Origin of the sequence: Cupriavidus sp. CuC1 (assembly GCF_044627735.1) — a bacterium.
Lineage (GTDB): Bacteria > Pseudomonadota > Gammaproteobacteria > Burkholderiales > Burkholderiaceae > Cupriavidus > Cupriavidus ulmosensis.
This window is the reverse complement of sequence record NZ_JBIUHC010000208.1, coordinates 1-15,406: the sequence shown is the minus strand read 5'-3', so window position 1 is coordinate 15,406 and position 15,406 is coordinate 1. Positions and strand designations below refer to the sequence as shown.

At 66.1% G+C, this 15,406-nt stretch carries 13 protein-coding genes; 8 read left to right on the top strand and 5 right to left on the bottom strand.

Annotated elements, in window-relative coordinates:
• Positions 1-190: 190 nt before the first annotated feature.
• Together ACGLHR_RS46245 and ACGLHR_RS46240 are read left to right on the top strand one after the other, a co-directional pair.
• The gene (locus tag ACGLHR_RS46245; protein ID WP_400102506.1) at positions 191-520 is read left to right on the top strand and encodes a hypothetical protein; all 330 of its coding nucleotides are present in this window, start codon (positions 191-193) and stop codon (positions 518-520) included.
• Positions 521-706: 186 nt separating this feature from the next.
• Positions 707-1,936, top strand: coding sequence for an MFS transporter (locus ACGLHR_RS46240; RefSeq protein ID WP_400102507.1), 1,230 nt, complete (start codon positions 707-709; stop codon positions 1,934-1,936).
• A gap of 52 nt (positions 1,937-1,988) precedes the next feature.
• Here the strand turns inward: ACGLHR_RS46240 and ACGLHR_RS46235 are convergent, their stop codons facing one another.
• A complete protein-coding gene (locus ACGLHR_RS46235) occupies positions 1,989-2,555 on the bottom strand; it encodes a DJ-1/PfpI family protein (protein ID WP_400102505.1) in 567 nt (188 codons plus the stop codon).
• A gap of 118 nt (positions 2,556-2,673) precedes the next feature.
• Here ACGLHR_RS46235 and ACGLHR_RS46230 point away from each other — a divergent pair, with 118 nt between their 5' ends.
• On the top strand, positions 2,674-4,092 hold the full coding sequence (locus ACGLHR_RS46230; RefSeq protein WP_400102504.1) for a PLP-dependent aminotransferase family protein: 1,419 nt from the start codon (positions 2,674-2,676) through the stop codon (positions 4,090-4,092).
• Between the two features lie 106 nt (positions 4,093-4,198).
• Here ACGLHR_RS46230 and ACGLHR_RS46225 read toward each other — a convergent pair whose 3' ends face one another.
• Positions 4,199-5,410: a polysaccharide pyruvyl transferase family protein gene (locus ACGLHR_RS46225; protein ID WP_400102503.1), complete on the bottom strand. Its 1,212-nt coding sequence runs from the start codon at positions 5,408-5,410 to the stop codon at positions 4,199-4,201.
• Between the two features lie 57 nt (positions 5,411-5,467).
• Positions 5,468-5,956, bottom strand: a complete 489-nt coding sequence (locus ACGLHR_RS46220; RefSeq protein WP_400102502.1) for an Lrp/AsnC family transcriptional regulator — start codon at positions 5,954-5,956, stop codon at positions 5,468-5,470.
• A gap of 220 nt (positions 5,957-6,176) precedes the next feature.
• Between ACGLHR_RS46220 and hppD the strand changes: the two genes are divergently transcribed.
• From hppD to ACGLHR_RS46205, 3 genes are all read left to right on the top strand, one after another.
• A complete protein-coding gene (gene hppD / locus ACGLHR_RS46215; RefSeq protein ID WP_400102501.1) occupies positions 6,177-7,250 on the top strand; it encodes a 4-hydroxyphenylpyruvate dioxygenase in 1,074 nt (357 codons plus the stop codon).
• Between the two features lie 161 nt (positions 7,251-7,411).
• Positions 7,412-8,809, top strand: a complete 1,398-nt coding sequence (locus ACGLHR_RS46210; RefSeq protein WP_400102500.1) for an amino acid permease — start codon at positions 7,412-7,414, stop codon at positions 8,807-8,809.
• A 65-nt stretch (positions 8,810-8,874) separates the two neighbouring features.
• Positions 8,875-10,077: an amino acid aminotransferase gene (locus ACGLHR_RS46205; RefSeq protein WP_318232564.1), complete on the top strand. Its 1,203-nt coding sequence runs from the start codon at positions 8,875-8,877 to the stop codon at positions 10,075-10,077.
• 4 nt (positions 10,078-10,081) lie between these two features.
• Here the strand turns inward: ACGLHR_RS46205 and ACGLHR_RS46200 are convergent, their stop codons facing one another.
• Positions 10,082-11,764, bottom strand: coding sequence for a S10 family peptidase (locus ACGLHR_RS46200; RefSeq protein WP_400102499.1), 1,683 nt, complete (start codon positions 11,762-11,764; stop codon positions 10,082-10,084).
• Positions 11,761-13,389, bottom strand: a complete 1,629-nt coding sequence (locus ACGLHR_RS46195; RefSeq protein WP_400102498.1) for a protease pro-enzyme activation domain-containing protein — start codon at positions 13,387-13,389, stop codon at positions 11,761-11,763. Before ACGLHR_RS46195 ends, ACGLHR_RS46200 begins: the two co-directional genes overlap by 4 nt.
• A gap of 449 nt (positions 13,390-13,838) precedes the next feature.
• Here ACGLHR_RS46195 and ACGLHR_RS46190 point away from each other — a divergent pair, with 449 nt between their 5' ends.
• Both ACGLHR_RS46190 and ACGLHR_RS46185 read left to right on the top strand, forming a co-directional pair.
• Positions 13,839-14,222, top strand: a complete 384-nt coding sequence (locus ACGLHR_RS46190; RefSeq protein WP_400102497.1) for an ArsR/SmtB family transcription factor — start codon at positions 13,839-13,841, stop codon at positions 14,220-14,222.
• Positions 14,219-15,304, top strand: coding sequence for an SRPBCC domain-containing protein (locus ACGLHR_RS46185; RefSeq protein WP_400102496.1), 1,086 nt, complete (start codon positions 14,219-14,221; stop codon positions 15,302-15,304). The genes ACGLHR_RS46190 and ACGLHR_RS46185 overlap by 4 nt, the downstream gene beginning before the upstream one ends.
• Positions 15,305-15,406 lie beyond the last annotated feature (102 nt).

Here is a 15,406-nt window from a genome sequence, read left to right as displayed (position 1 = left end):
AGTTACGCCGTGAGTTCCACGGTGTCAGCCTATGGAGAGGACGGCTCTGGTCCCGGTGGTAACTCTGGGACGAAACCGGCCTCAACGAAGTAGGAAGTCAGCTTTGGATCTCTTTAGGCAGATTTGAGTAGGTTTGACAGAACGGCATTCGTCTTTATATCCGCTTGATATCCATACCCGGGAGTTTTCCATGTTTCTGATCTGGCAAGGTTTAGGTTTTCTCGTTGTCCTCGTGCCCCTTGCCGTCCTGCTTGTTATGAGCCTGCTGGGCTCGCTGGCGAATCTCTCCAACATCGCGACCATCGTTCTATCGCTGATCCTGTCTGCCGCGGCTGTCTTCTATCTCGGCAAGCGCCTCAATTCCCGTCCGGGCCGCACGCTGGTCGATCCCAACACGCAGGAAACCGTGGAGCTTCGCAAGCGCCATACGCTGTTCTGGATCCCCATGCAGTATTGGGCGTTCCCTATCCTCCTGATCGCGATCATTGCCTCATTGGCACTGTTTACCGCCGGGGCATAGCGCGGGCGAGCGGTTGTCCGGAGCAGGCCAGCGGGAGGGGCGTAGAATATCGGTCCTGCATCCCGCAGGCTCCGGTGCGCTCCGGCGCGCTTCGGGCCAAGCCTGGCAAAAGGCAGCCCTACTAAGTGAAGAGACCTCAAGTTGAACAATCCGGCCAGCGCTGCGCGCAATCGCGAGCTCACCTCGATGCCTGACGCCGAGACCCTGGCGCGGCGCGCACGTCGGGGCATCGTCCTGCTGACCTTCGCGTTCGCGCTGAGCCAGTTCTATCGCAGCTGCCTGGCGGTAATGGCGCCGGAACTCCAGCATGACTTCGGCTTGTCGGCGGCGGGCTTCGGCACCTTGTCTTCCTCATTTTTCCTGGCATTCGCGGTCGCGCAGATTCCCGTGGGAATTGCGTTCGACCGGTATGGCGTCGGCAAGCCGACGTCCTTGCTGCTGGCCATAGGCGCAGTGTCCGCCGTCGTGTTTTCGCTGGCGCCGAACGGTGCCGTCGCCATGCTCGCGCAAGCCGGGCTTGGGCTGGCCTGCGCGCCGGTCTTCATGGGGCTGCTGCATTTTGCTTCCGAGCAGCTCTCCGAGAAAAACTACACCCGGGTCGTCAGCCAGTCCAATGCCACCGGCATGATCGGCGCGCTGTGCGCCACGGCGCCGCTCGGATGGGCCATGCATCTGCTCGGCTGGCGGGTGGCGATGTCCGTCGCGGCGCTGTGCATGGTGGTCGCCTGCTACGGTGTCTGGCGCTTCGTGCGGGATGATGGCCACGCCGAGGCGCGCCATGTGCCGCTGGGCTCCATGCTCTCGCAGAGCGCGAAGCTGCTGGCCATCGTCCCCTTGTGGACCCTGATCCCGATGTGCGTGGCCATGGCCGCGGGCACGGCGTTCCGCAACGCATGGAGCGGCCCGTATCTGGCCAGCGTGTATGGCTTGAATTCCGGCGCGCGGGGCATCGCGCTGACGCTGCTGAGCGTGAGCGGATTCCTGACGGCGTTCTTCCTGCCCGTGCTGGTCCGGCGCAGCTCGCTCAAGACCACCATCGCGGGATGGTCCTGTTTTGCGATGACGGGCGCCATCCTGCTGAGCATCTGGCCCACGCACGGCATCGTCTCCGGCGTGGGGCTGATGGCCTTGCTGTCGACCATCGGCATGCTGCATCCGCTGGTCATGGCGCAGGGCCGCGGCCTGGTGCCGCCGTCTTCGCGCGGGCGCGGGCTTGGCGTGCTCAACACCTTTGTGTTCCTGGGCTCGGCGCTGACGTCGTGGGGGTTCGGCATGATCGCCAGCATGGGCGACACCCGCCACTGGCCGGTGGCGCAGACCTATTCGACGATCTTCCTCACGGCTGCCGTGGTGGTGGCGCTTGCCGTGGGGCCGTATTTCTTCAGCCCATCCAGTCCGTCCGTGATCAAGCGCTGAGCCCACGCTGAGTCAACGCTGAGCCCCGCGGCCTGGGTTCATCACTGGTTGATCATTCGACCTTGGCAATCATCTCCAGCATGCTGTTCGCGATGTCCGGGCCAAGCAGCCGCGAGACCATCCAGCCCGCCAGGTCCTGCGTCGCCAGGCATCCACCCGCCGTGGCGATCTGGCCGTGCACCACGAGCGGACGATGCTCGGTCCTCACGCCCATGGCCTCGAGCTCCTCGAACACGCCCGGGTAGGTGGTCGCGCTCAAGCCATCGAGCAACCCCAGCCGGGCGAGAAACAGCACACCCGAGTCGATCGCGCCAATCACCTGCCTGGCCGGATCCAGCTTGAGCTGTCCCATGAAGCCCTGATCCTTCAGCTTGGCCCGCGAGCCTGGTCCGCTGACGATGAACACCGCATCGGCCTGGGCAAGCTCGCTCAAGCCGCCGTGCGGCGTGAAGGTGATGCCGGTGTTGGAGGTCACCTGCGGCGTGTCCGCGCAGATCCGCACCGACCAGGGCTTGGTGTAGCCGACATAGGCGGGGTCCTGGACCCGGTTGAACAGGTCCCAGGGCAGGAACAGATCGACGTCGGTGAAGCCATCGTAGGCCAGCATGGCAATGTTCATCGGGATCTCCTTTTGGATGAAAGAAGGGAATGTCCGCTTCGGAGACAGGATTCTCGCCGGGGGCACGACATCTCTGTATAGTCAATCAATCAGATTTCATGGCTATACAGATAGAGACGTGACGGACAGCTCCCCGACCTACCAGGCGATCGCTAACCGGCTGCGCGCGGCCATCCGCCGCGGCGACCTGGCCCCCGGCGCCAGGATGCCGTCGGTGCGCCGGCTGGCCGAAAACGAGCAGGTCAGCGCGCCAACGGCGGAACACGCGCTGCGGGTGCTGGAGGCGAGCGGGCTTGTGGTGGCCCGGCCAAGGTCAGGCTTCTACGTTGCCGCGGACAAGCCCGCGGAGCCGCTGCCGCCGCAGCCCGGGGCCACGGCCCGGCCGGTGACGCTGACCGCCAATGTGCATGCGCTCTTCGCCCAGGTGCGGTCTCCCGACCTGGTTGCGCTGGGGGCCGCGTCGCCGTGCGCGGCATGGCTGCCGGACAAGGCGCTGGCGCGCAGCATGCTGGGCGCGACCCGCAGGCTCGGGGCGTCTGGCCTGGCGTACAGCGTGCCGCCGGGGCGCCTCGACCTGCGCCGCCAGATCGCGCGCCGCGCGGCACGCTGGGGCCTGCACATCTCACCCGATCAACTGGTGCTCACGCAAGGGCAGAGCCAGGCGATGCGGCTGGCCCTGCAGGTGACCTGCAAAGAGGGCGACGTGGTCGCGGTCGAGTCGCCTTGCTACTTCGGGACGTTGATGCTGCTGCGCAGCCTCGGGCTGCGCGCTATCGAGGTGCCCACCCATCCGCGTACCGGGATGGACCTGGCGGCGCTGGCGCAGATCCTGCATCGGCATCGGGTCAGCGCCGTGGTGTCGGTGCCCACGGCCAACAACCCGCTGGGCTTCACGATGTCCATCGCGGCCAAGCGCACGCTGGTGAAGCTGCTTGACGATGCCGGGGTGCCGCTGATCGAGGATGACGTGTATGGCGATCTCTCCGCCGGCAAGCCGAGGGCCCCGGCCTGCAAGGCGTTCGACGAGTCCGGCAATGTCCTGTATTGCACGTCGGTGTCGAAGACGGTGGCGCCGGGATGGCGCGTCGGCTGGATCGCGCCGGGACACCGTTTCGATGCGGTGCTGGAGGCGCGTGTCGAGGCGAGCCTGGCCGGATCGCCGTTGTTCGAGGCGGCGCTGGCCGACATGTTCTCGAGCGGCGACTATGACCGGCATCTGCGGCGATACGGCCAGCGGATCAAGGACTCGGTGCGCACGTTCTCATCGCGCATCGCGGCCACCTGGCCAGCGGGGACGAAACTGCGCGCACCTGATGATGGCTTCTTGCTGTGGGTGGAGCTGCCTGCCTGCGTCAACGCGCTATCGCTGTGCGAGGCGGCGGCGAGCGAGGGCATCAGCATCGGCCCGGGCGCCATGTTCTGCCCGGACGGCAGCCGGTACGCGCATCATGTCCGGATCAATTGCGCCCAGCCGCCCACGCCAAAGCTGCTCGCCGCGCTCGACCGCATCGGCGCGCTGGCGGCAGCGCAAGGGTGAATGGCGGGCTGGCTTCAGCCTGGTCAATGCGCTCGCTGTGCAATCCGGGGTAGCGCCCCAGCCAGTTGCGCCCGCCATAGGTAAATGCGTCGGCGCGGTCCGTGCGTCAGTGTTCGTCGACGGCCACGAAGCCGCGCCGGTATGCCGCCGCGAGCTCGCGCGCCGTCTGTTCCCTCTGCGCGCGCTCAAATGCCAGCGCCTGGCCAATGCCGTCGGCAAGCTCCTGTACCGCTACCGTCCGCGGCGCGCCGGGCGCCTCCCAGGTGGCAGCGTACGCGGCCTGCTTGCCGGTGCCTGGTGCCTGCCCCGGATGGACGAAGTTCAGGCGGGGCAGGGCGTATGCCATTGCCACGATGCGGCCGTGGAGGCTGCTGCCGGCAAAGCCGCGGCTATGCGCGATCACGGCGCAGATGTCCCAGATGTCGAGGGAACGAAAGATGTGCGGCGCAGGGGTTCGCATGCATTGCGCCAGGCGCCGGTAGCAGGACAGGTCGTCATGCCAGGGCGCGGCGCCGGCGCGAAACAGCACCACGCCATAGCCCGTCGCCCGCGCGGCGCGGTCGAGCTGGCTAGCGATCTGGCGCAGCGTCTCGTCGTCGCCGAAGTCGGCGCTGAACTGCACGGCAAGGTAGCCATGCGGGAACGCCTGGATGCTCCGTGCCGGTTCACCCTGGCGGGCTCGATGGTGGATGCGCGCGCCGAACAGTGCTGCCACCATCGCCGCTGGGTCGGGCACCAGGCTGGCGGCGATTCCGTCGGCCTGCAAGATGCGCCTGGTCTGCGCATCCCGCACGCTGACATGGGCGGCCGCCCTTAGCTTGCCCAGCACCTCGGCCCGCATGGCCGGGTCGCGCCGGTCCAGGTCGACGCCGCCGACGGCGTTGTAAATCACTTGCCGCGCCTGGGGGAACAGCGCCTGCTGCAGCAGGTACGGGGCCCGGGCCTCGACGCCCAGCACGCCGCGAGCCCATGCCTGCCGTTCCTGTGGGCGGTCCTCGAACCGTGCGATCACCGCCGCGGCCTGGTCCGGCGGCTGCAGCATCACGGCCGCCTCCCAGGCGTCGCAGCAGAGAATCTCGCCGCCCACGTGGATGATGTTTGCCGGGCACAGGCCCGGGCACGCCGCGAGCTGCGTCAGCGCACCGACCTGGTGGCCGCCGAACGGCAGCAGGTTGCGTCGGGCCAGGCCGGCATAGCGCAGCCGCCGGCCTGGCAGCAGACACGTGAGCACGTGCGGCAACAGCAGGTCGCCGAAGTTATGGCGATCGAAGGCGCCAAACAGGATATCGGGGCCGCTGGTTCTCTGGGTGGGAGTCACTGGACGAGTGAGCCGGAAATCTCATCCAAGCATAGGCGCCCGGCGCCGGCAATGCGATCAGGCCTCCAGCGGCATCGCGCTGGTGCACTTGATCTCGTCCAGGCAGACGCTGGACTTTACGCCGCTCACGCCCGGGATGCGCATCAGGGTGTCGAGCAGGAAATCCGACAGCGACTTGAGATCGCGCGCCACCACCTTCAGCACATAGTCGATATCGCCGGTCACGGAGAAGCACTCCTGGATCTGCGCCAGTTCGGCGACCAGCCCCTTGAAGTTCGACAGGTCCCGGATATGGCCGCGCTCCATCGTGACGTGGATAAAGGCCACCACGCCGAAACCCAGGCTGGCTGAGTCCAGCCGGGCCTCGTAGCGCTTGATCACGCCGAGCTCTTCCAGCCGCCGGTGGCGGCGCAGCGTCTGGGCTGGCGACAGGCGGATGGCCTCGGCCAGTTCCAGGTTGGACGCGCGCCCATTTTCCTGCAAAGCCCCCAGCAGGCGCCGGTCGATGCGGTCTAGCTCATCATTGTGCACTTTCGTTTCCTGCATTCCATGAATCATGAAATTTTATCTCATGATCTAGGGTTTGCCTGCGTGGATTACGAAATCCTATTTTGCGGCCCGGAATATACACTCAACTCCAGATTAGCAGTGCGGACGGGTAAAAGAGAGCCCGCGCCGCACGTGCCTGGCACTGCGCATCGATGCGTTGGCGCGCCGGAGCCGCAATATTATTTCTCTCGTCCCCCAACTTTTCGTTGAGCACACCATGGCCGATCTGTTTGAAAACCCGATGCAGTTGATGGGCTTCGAATTCGTGGAATTCGCCTCGCCAACTCCCAACCTACTGGAACCGATCTTCGAGCAGATGGGCTTCACGCTGGTGGCGCGCCACCGCTCCAAGGATGTGGTGCTGTACCGCCAGGGCGAGATCAATTTCATCGTCAACCGCGAGCCGCACAGCCCGGCAGCCTACTTTGCCGCCGAGCACGGCCCCAGCGCCTGCGGCATGGCGTTCCGCGTGAAGGATTCGCACAAGGCGTATGCCCGCGCGCTGGAGCTCGGCGCGCAGCCGGTGGAATTCGCCACCGGCCCGATGGAGCTGCGCCTGCCGGCCATCAAGGGCATCGGCGGCGCGCCGCTGTACCTGATCGACCGCTTTGAAGAAGGCAAGTCCATCTACGACATCGACTTCGAATTCATCGAAGGCGTGGACCGCCATCCGGTGGGCCATGGCCTGCGCCTGATCGACCACCTGACGCACAACGTCTACCGTGGTCGCATGGCTTACTGGGCTAATTTCTACGAAAAGCTCTTCAACTTCCGCGAAATCCGCTACTTCGATATACAGGGTGAATACACCGGCCTGACCTCGAAGGCCATGACCGCGCCGGACGGCAAGATCCGCATTCCGCTGAACGAAGAATCATCCAAGGGCAGCGGCCAGATCGAGGAATTCCTGATGGCCTTCAACGGCGAAGGCATCCAGCACATCGCCTTCCTGACGGACAACCTGATCGAGGTCATCGACAGCCTGCAGATGGCCGGCGTGCCCCTGATGACGGCGCCCAACGACTACTACTACGACGGCCTGGAGAAGCGCTTGCCCGGCCACGGCCAGCCGGTGGAGCAGCTCAAGGCGCGCGGCATCCTGGTCGACGGCACCACGGAAGGCGGCAAGCCGCGCCTGCTGCTGCAGATCTTCTCCAAGGCGTCGCTCGGCCCCGTGTTCTTCGAATTCATCCAGCGCAAGGGCGACGAAGGCTTCGGCGAAGGCAACTTCAAGGCGCTGTTCGAATCGCTGGAACGCGACCAGATCGAGCGCGGCACGCTCAAGGTCTAGGCCCCAAAAGGCAAGCCGGGGCACGCCCGGCACTGACCGCATCAACACCGCCGGCGCAGCAGCATGACTGCGCGCCGGTGGTGCCTGGCCGAAGCCGAAGCGCCCGCGACAAGCGAGAGGCGCAGGCCGACATTCCAAAAGAGTGGGTAGAGAGACAAAAGATGGTTCCCAACGCTTCCGACAATACAGACGCGACGCTCAAGCGTGGCTTGAAAAACCGGCACATCCAGCTGATTGCGCTAGGTGGCGCCATTGGCACCGGGCTGTTCCTGGGCATTGCCCAGACCATCAAGATGGCGGGGCCTTCGGTCCTGCTCGGCTACGCGGTGGCCGGCATCATCGCTTTCTTCATCATGCGCCAGCTTGGCGAGATGGTGGTCGACGAACCCGTGGCTGGCTCCTTCAGCCACTTCGCCAACAAATACTGCGGCAGCTTCGCGGGCTTCATGTCGGGCTGGAACTACTGGGTGCTCTATATCCTGGTCAGCATGGCGGAGCTCTCGGCGGTGGGCATCTATGTCCAGTACTGGTGGCCGCACATCCCCACCTGGGTTTCCGCGCTGGCGTTCTTCCTCCTGATCAACGCCATCAACCTGACCAGCGTCAAGTCCTTCGGCGAAATGGAGTTCTGGTTCTCCATCGTCAAGGTGCTGGCCATCGTCGGCATGATCCTGTTCGGCGGCTACCTGCTGGCGTCCGGCACGGCCGGCCCGCAGGCCAGCGTGTCCAACCTGTGGCAGCACGGCGGCTTTTTCCCGAACGGGATCTCCGGCCTGGTCATGGCCATGGCGGTGATCATGTTCTCGTTCGGCGGGCTGGAACTGGTGGGCATTACCGCGGCGGAAGCAGATGAGCCGGAAAAAACCATTCCCAAGGCCACCAACCAGGTGATCTATCGCATCCTGATCTTCTACGTTGGCGCACTGGGCGTGTTGCTATCGCTTTACCCGTGGGAGAAGGTCGTCACCGGCGGCAGCCCGTTCGTGCTGATCTTCCACGCGATGAACAGCGAGCTCGTCGCCACGGTACTGAATGCCGTGGTGCTGACCGCCGCGCTGTCCGTCTACAACAGCGGCGTGTACTGCAACAGCCGCATGCTGTACGGCCTGGCCAAGCAGGGCAATGCGCCCAAGGGGCTGCTGAAGGTCAACAAGCGCGGGATCCCGCTGGCCGCGCTCGGCGTTTCCGCGCTGGCCACCGCGGCTTGCGTGGCGATCAACTACTTCATGCCGGGCGAAGCCTTCGAGCTGCTGATGGGGCTGGTGGTCTCGGCCCTGATCATCAACTGGGCGATGATCAGCATCATTCACCTCAAGTTCCGCCGCGACAAGCGTCTTGCGGGCCAGGAAACGCGTTTCAAGAGCCTGGGCTATCCGCTGACAAACTATGTGTGCCTGGCCTTCCTGGGGGGTATCCTGTACGTGATGTACCTCACGCCCGGCCTGCGCATCTCGGTGTACCTGATTCCGGCATGGCTGGCCGTACTGGGCCTGAGCTACCGCCTCAGGCAAAAGCAGAAGAGCGCCGCACCAGCCCTGCCCGAGCGCGTATCGGCATAATGATGACCCTGGCGGCCACTGGCCGCCGGCTCCGACCCATCCCAGCAATCCAGCCAGAGTATCCAATGTTCGAACACATCGATGCCTATCCGGGCGACCCGATCCTCTCCCTCAACGAGAGCTTTCAACTCGATCCCAGGACCGATAAGGTCAACCTGAGCATCGGCATCTACTTCGACGACGAAGGCCGGCTGCCGGTGATGCAGGCCGTGGCGCAAGCCGAAGCCGAGCTGATGGCCGACATGGGCCCGCGCCCCTACCTGCCGATGGCCGGGTTTGCACCGTACCGCGACGCCGTGCAGGCGCTGGTCTTCGGCGAGCAGTGCCAGGCCCGCGCCGGCGATCGCATCGCCACCGTGCAGACGCTTGGCGGCTCGGGCGCGCTGCGGGTGGGCGCCGACTTCCTCAAGCGGTATTTCCCGGATGCCCAGGTGTGGATCAGCGACCCAAGCTGGGAAAACCACCGGGTGATTTTCGAGCGCACGGGCTTTACCGTGAATACCTATCCGTATTACGACGACGCCACCGGCGGCCTGAAGTTCGGCGCCATGCTGGACGCGCTGCGGACCATCCCCAAGCGCAGCATCGTGCTGCTGCACGCCTGCTGCCACAACCCCACCGGCGTGGACCTGGACCAGGACCAGTGGCGCGAGCTGATCACCCTGCTCAAGGCGCAGGAGCTGCTGCCCTTTGTCGACATGGCCTACCAGGGCTTTGGCGCTGGCCTGGACGACGATGCCTTCGCGGTGCGCGAGCTCGTTGCCCAGGGTGTGCCGTGCCTGGTGGCGAATTCGTTCTCCAAGAACTTCTCACTGTACGGCGAGCGTTGCGGTGGGCTGAGCGTGGTTTGCGACAGCGCGGAAGAGACCGGCCGCGTGCTGGGCCAGCTTACCGGCGCGGTGCGCGCCAACTACAGCAACCCGCCCACGCACGGCGCCCGGGTGGTGGCCCGAGTGCTGACCACGCCGGCCCTGCGTACGATCTGGGAACGCGAGCTGGCAGGCAAATGCGAGCGTATCGCCAAGATGCGCGTGGCCATCCACAACGGCCTGGCCGCCCACGTGAGCGGTGAGGCGCTGTCGCGCTACCTCACCCAGCGCGGCATGTTCACCTATACCGGCCTGACGGCGGATCAGGTGGACCGGCTGCGCAACGAGCACGGCGTGTACCTGCTGCGCTCGGGGCGGATGTGCGTGGCGGGGCTCAATGAGCGCAACGTGGCGCAGGTGGCCGGCGCCATTGCCAGCGTGCTGGCGCGCGCGGCGTAAGGGCTCAGGCCCGCGCCACCGTGCGCTCCTGCAACGCCAGGATCCGCATCATCGCGGGCCGGTCCGCGGCCGTGCGCGTGTACAGCACGGCCAGGTCCTGCTTGAGCGCCGTGCGCGAGCCGCCGTCGAGGTAGACCATGTGACCGGAGGGATAGAAGCGTGCGCTCAGGTTGTTGCGCACGGCCTGGCTGACTGTCGGCATGCGCTGCAGGTCGATCACGGTCTGGTAGAACGGCGTGACGAAATCGAAGTAGCCGTTGGCGGACAGTACCTTCAGGTCCGGGTTGAGCGCCATCACGGCGGCCAGGTCGCCGCCCGTATACAGCACCACATTGCCGCGCGCATCCAGCCCGCGCTGCGCGCCGGTCGGGTCGATATGGCCGAAATCCCAATGTTTGAAGGCCTGGTCGTTCAGGTCGGTGAAGGCGGAGCTGGAGGTAAACAACAGGTCCTCGTTGAGATACTTGTTCCACATCGCCGTGTATTCGCCGCCGATGGCGGTCATGGTCGGGTCGTTGCCGCCGGAGTTGGGATCGATCTTACCCGCGATGCCGGTGTCGATGGCGGTGACCCGGCCATCGTAAGCGCCCAGCGCCACGCCGCGCGATTTCAGCAGGGTGCGCAGGAACAGCGAGTTGCCCTGGCTGTCGTAGGCGGCAACGTCCAGGCCCCAGGCGCTCAGCGTGGCGGCTTCGATGCCGGTGTACTCGGACAGCCTGCGCAGGGTGGCCGGGCTGGCCCTGGGGAATTGCGCGAGGGCGCTCGCGTAGTCGGTGCGCGCGAACTGCGCGACCTGGCTGGCAAAGGCCGACAGGTCGGATGGCGCCGGCCTGACGCCCAGCCGCTTGTGGTACCAGGCATCGGCCGCCGCGGTGGGCAATGCGCCGACCGGATTGCCGGACTGGGTGTAGTCCAGGATGGACGACTGCAGCGTGATGCCGTTCAGATCCACGCCATCCTCGTGCAGCAGGTAGGCCAGCACGCAGCTGCGCGCGGTGCCGTAGGACTCGCCGAACAGATACTTCGGCGACCCCCAGCGCTGGTTACTGGTGAGGTAGCGCTTGATGAACTGTGCGATCGAGCGGGCATCCTGGTCCACGCCCCAGAAGTCCGCGTTCTTGTATGGCGCCAGCGCCGACGAGTAGCCGGTGCCGACCGGGTTGATAAAGACCAGGTCGCTCTTGTCGAGCAGGGTTTCCGGGTTGTCCTCGATCTGGTACTGGCCGGGCGGCGTGAACCTGGGCATCAGGGTCTTGATCCGCTTCGGCGCAAAGGAGCCCAGCAGCACGAAGACGGACGATGAGCCCGGGCCGCCGTTATAGAAGAAGGTCACCGGACGCTCGCCCGCGCGCGCGGACTTGCCCGCGTCCACGGAGAAGGCCACGTAGAACATCCTGGCGTTCGGCTTCGAGCTGCCCGCATCGACCGTCACCAGGTGGCCCGCCGTTGCTGTATAGGCCAGGCGCTGCCCGCCCACTACGATGGTGTGATGCGTGATGGCGCCGTTTTCGGTGGCATCGGTCACGTTATCGTCGGGGCCATTGCCGTAGGCGACCGGGTCGAAAAAGGGCTGGTTGCGGTTGCCGCCACGGGCAGCGGGGCGCGGCTTGCCCGTCGTCTTCCCTGCCGTCTTCCCTGCCGTGGTGTTTGCCGTGGTTTTCAACGTCACGCGCGAACCGGTGGTCATGTCTTGCCTCCCAGCGCCTGCAGCAGCCTGGCACCGTCCGGCGTGCCCCAGCCAGTGCAGGCATCCCAGCCCGCGGCAGCGGCGAAGTGTCCGCGGAGCAGGCCTTCGGTGTCGTTGTTGCCGGTCACGATATCCCGCAGCACCCCGGCGGGGCCGAACTTCTGGTACAGCAACGCATTGAAATTCCCGGTCCGCGTGCCCAGCAGGGCATTGGCGCGCGCGAGCAGCGCCGCCCACAGCGGTGCAGCCGCGCTGGTGCCGCCCACCACGCCATAGCGGCCGCCCGACATCACAAAGTAGCCCGTCTGCGGATCGGCATCGGCGGCCACGTCGGGTATGCCCCGGCCGGCGAAATGGCCGGGATTGATGGAGGGCGGCACGATGCCGTCCTGCCAGGCGGGGCGCGGCGTGATGTCGCTGATGCCGCCGCCCGTGCCATTGCCGGGGCCGCCGTTCCACACCACTTCGGTCATGTGGGTGCCGCCGCCGGCCGCGCTGGCCACATGCAGCGTGGTGCCGCCCACCGCCAGCACATAGGGGCTGGTGGCGGGGAAGTTGACGTGGGCGCGTCCGTCCTTCAACTGGGCCTCCGCGCCATCGTCGCCGGTGGCCACGCATACGCTGATGCCGAGTTGCGCAGCCGCCAGCAGGCTCTGGTTGACATGCGCGATGGCCGCGGGCGACCACAGGATGCCGTTGGAGAATGGCTGGTTCTCGTCCCAGCCCCAGCTGACCGATACCACTGTGGGACGGTGCACGGTGTCGTTGATCACCGCGTTGATGGCATCGATCACGCCCTTTTCGTCGAAGGTGGAGAAATACACCGCGATGCTGGCGCCGCCGCCCAGCGCGCCGGCGATCTCGATATCAAGCATGACCTCGCCGGTGGCGGCCGGGTCGGCCTGCGGGTCCGCCGTGGCGCCACCCAGCGCGATCACGCTCACGTCCGGCCTGGGCACCGCGATCCGCGCGAAGTAAGCCGTCAAGTCGCTGTCTTCCACGCCACCGCCGAACTCCAGCAGCGCAATGCACTGGCCATGGGCGTCGGCATCCGGGAAACGATAGGCCTGCGCCAGTTCACCGGGGATGAACCAGGGCCGGCGCGGCTGCGCGAGGCTGGCGCGCAGGGCCGCGGCCACGCGCGGGCGCCGTGCCACCACGGCATGGTTGTTCAGGCCGAACACGGCGGTAATGTCGCCCTGCACATCGTCGGGCACGGACACCGCCTGCGTGCGCGCGTGGAAGGTGCCCAGCGCTGGCTGGGCATAGTCGAGCAGGCTGACGCCAAATGCCGCGTTGATATCGGCCACCGTGCCCGCCAGCTCCAGCGAGGCCGTGGCGCGGTCGTCGCGCGATACCACCAGGCGATGCGCGCGGGCGAAGGCTTCGATGCGCGCCACCGCGGCAGGGTCCGAGCCGTACCTGGCCTCCAGGTCGCGATGGCTCAGGTAGGTGCGTTGCGCGGGTAGCAGCGGGTCCAGCGCCGCCAGGTCGGGCAGGGCCTGCCTGCGCCGCACGCCTAGCGTCAGCGCCAGCCATCGATGGGGATTGCACGCGCGCAGCGCGCGCGAGCCCGGCGGCAGGTGGTGAAGACTATCGGGCAGCAACGCGCGATTTGGCCCCATGGCAGGCTCTCCGCTGCAACGCCGCGGCCGTGTGCCGCGCGCGACGTGGACAGGTAGAGGCCGGCCTCCCGTGGAAGACGGCTTCTATGCTCTACGCGACGCGCTTGCCGACCGGCCCGCCGCCAGCGCGGCAACGCGCCGGACGAATGGCACGCCTGCAAGGCAGGATAGTCCATCGTGGGTAATGTGCAATGAATGCGCTATGCATGCGCTACGCATGGGCAATGAATGGGCAATGAATGGGCAATGAATGGGCAATGCGCGCGGCGGTAAATCTGCTGCATATCTGAGTTGCCGCGCATGCAACCGCAGCCGCGCTAGCGGCGCGCCGACACCGGTTCAGTGGGACATTATGCGTTCGATCCCCGCAACGGCGTCGGCGCAGCCGTGCCGGCACGATCCCGTTTTTCGCCCTTGACTTTCGATTAACTCATTGGTTAAATGAAGCCATGCCATCCTCCACCGACCCGCTGACCACCATCTTTGCCGCACTGGCCGATCCCACGCGCCGCGCCATCCTGGCGCGCCTGGCCGAAGGGGAGGCGCCGGTGAGCGAGCTGGCGCGGCCGTTCGACATGTCGGCCCCGGCCATCTCCAAGCACCTGCGCGTGCTGGCGGATGCCGGGCTGATCGAGCGGGAGGTCAGCGCCCGCTGGCGCATCTGCCATTTGCGCGCGGATGCGCTGCGCGACGCGCATGACTGGCTGGGCGCCTACCGGCGCCATTGGGAGGGCAATCTCGATCGCCTTGTCGAGTTCGTCGAACGCACCCATGCGGCGGGCTCCACCGAAGGCACCGGCAACGCAAGCAAAGTCCGAGGGAAAAAATCATGACCCAAGCTGCTACCTTTCATCTGGAAATGGACCGCTTCATCCGCGCCCCGCGCGAGAAGGTGTTCGATGCATTCACCAGCCAGGCAGCGCTGTCCGAGTGGCATTGCCCGCGCGGCATGCACGTGCTGGAGGCCAGCGCGGATACGCGGGTCGGCGGCAAGTACCGCATCGTGATGGGCGGGCGCGATGGTTCCAGGCACACCGTGGGCGGCGAGTACCAGGCGATCGACCGGGCGGATTTCCTCGCCTATACCTGGGTCTGGGAAGCCGGCCCGATGCCGCGGGAGATCAAGACACTGATTGAAGTCACGCTGACGGCCAAGGATGGCGGCACCCACCTGCACATGCGCCACAGCGGCTTTCCCGAGGCGGGCGAGCGCGATTCGCACATGGGCGGCTGGCAATCGGTGTTCAATCGCCTCAGCGATTTCCTGGACCCGGACGGCAGCGCCGGCTCCGTCACCGTGATCGGCGACCCGCGCAGCAGCTATTGCCGCACGGTGCGCATGGCCCTGGAGGAGAAGGGCGTGGCCTACAAGCTGCAGCCCGTGCCGCCGCATTCGCCGGAGGTGCTTGCGCATAGCCCGTTCGGCCGCATTCCGGTGCTCACCGATGGCCCGATTTCCTTCTATGAGACCCGCGCGATCCTGGCCTATATCGAGGAAGCCTTCGAGGGTCCGAGCCTGCTCCCGCGGCAACCCGGCCCCAGTGGCCATGCGCGCTGCGAGCAGTGGATCAGCCTGATCATTTGCCATGCCTACGACGCCATGGTGCGCCGCTACGTACTGCAGTACATTTTCCCCAAGGGCGAAAACGGCCAGCCTGACCGCGCCGTGATCGATGCCGCGCTGCCGGAGATAGCCACGCAGTTAGGCGCGTTCGACGAAGCCTACGGCAATCGCGATTACCTGGTCGGTACGGCGATGTCAATGGCGGACCTGTTCCTCGCGCCAATCGTGACCTACGTCGGCATGTTTCCCGAAGGCGCCGCCTTGCTGGAGAAGTACCCCAACGTGCGGCGTGCGCAGGCAGTGATGCGCGAGCGGCCAAGCTTTGCCGCGACGCAGCCGCAGCCTGCCTGAGGACGCTGAGGACGCTGAGGACGCTTAGCCCTACTTTCGCAAGCTCAGTGTTATTCCGCGGCCGCACCGAGTCGGAATGCCGCGTAGATACTGGATTTCGCT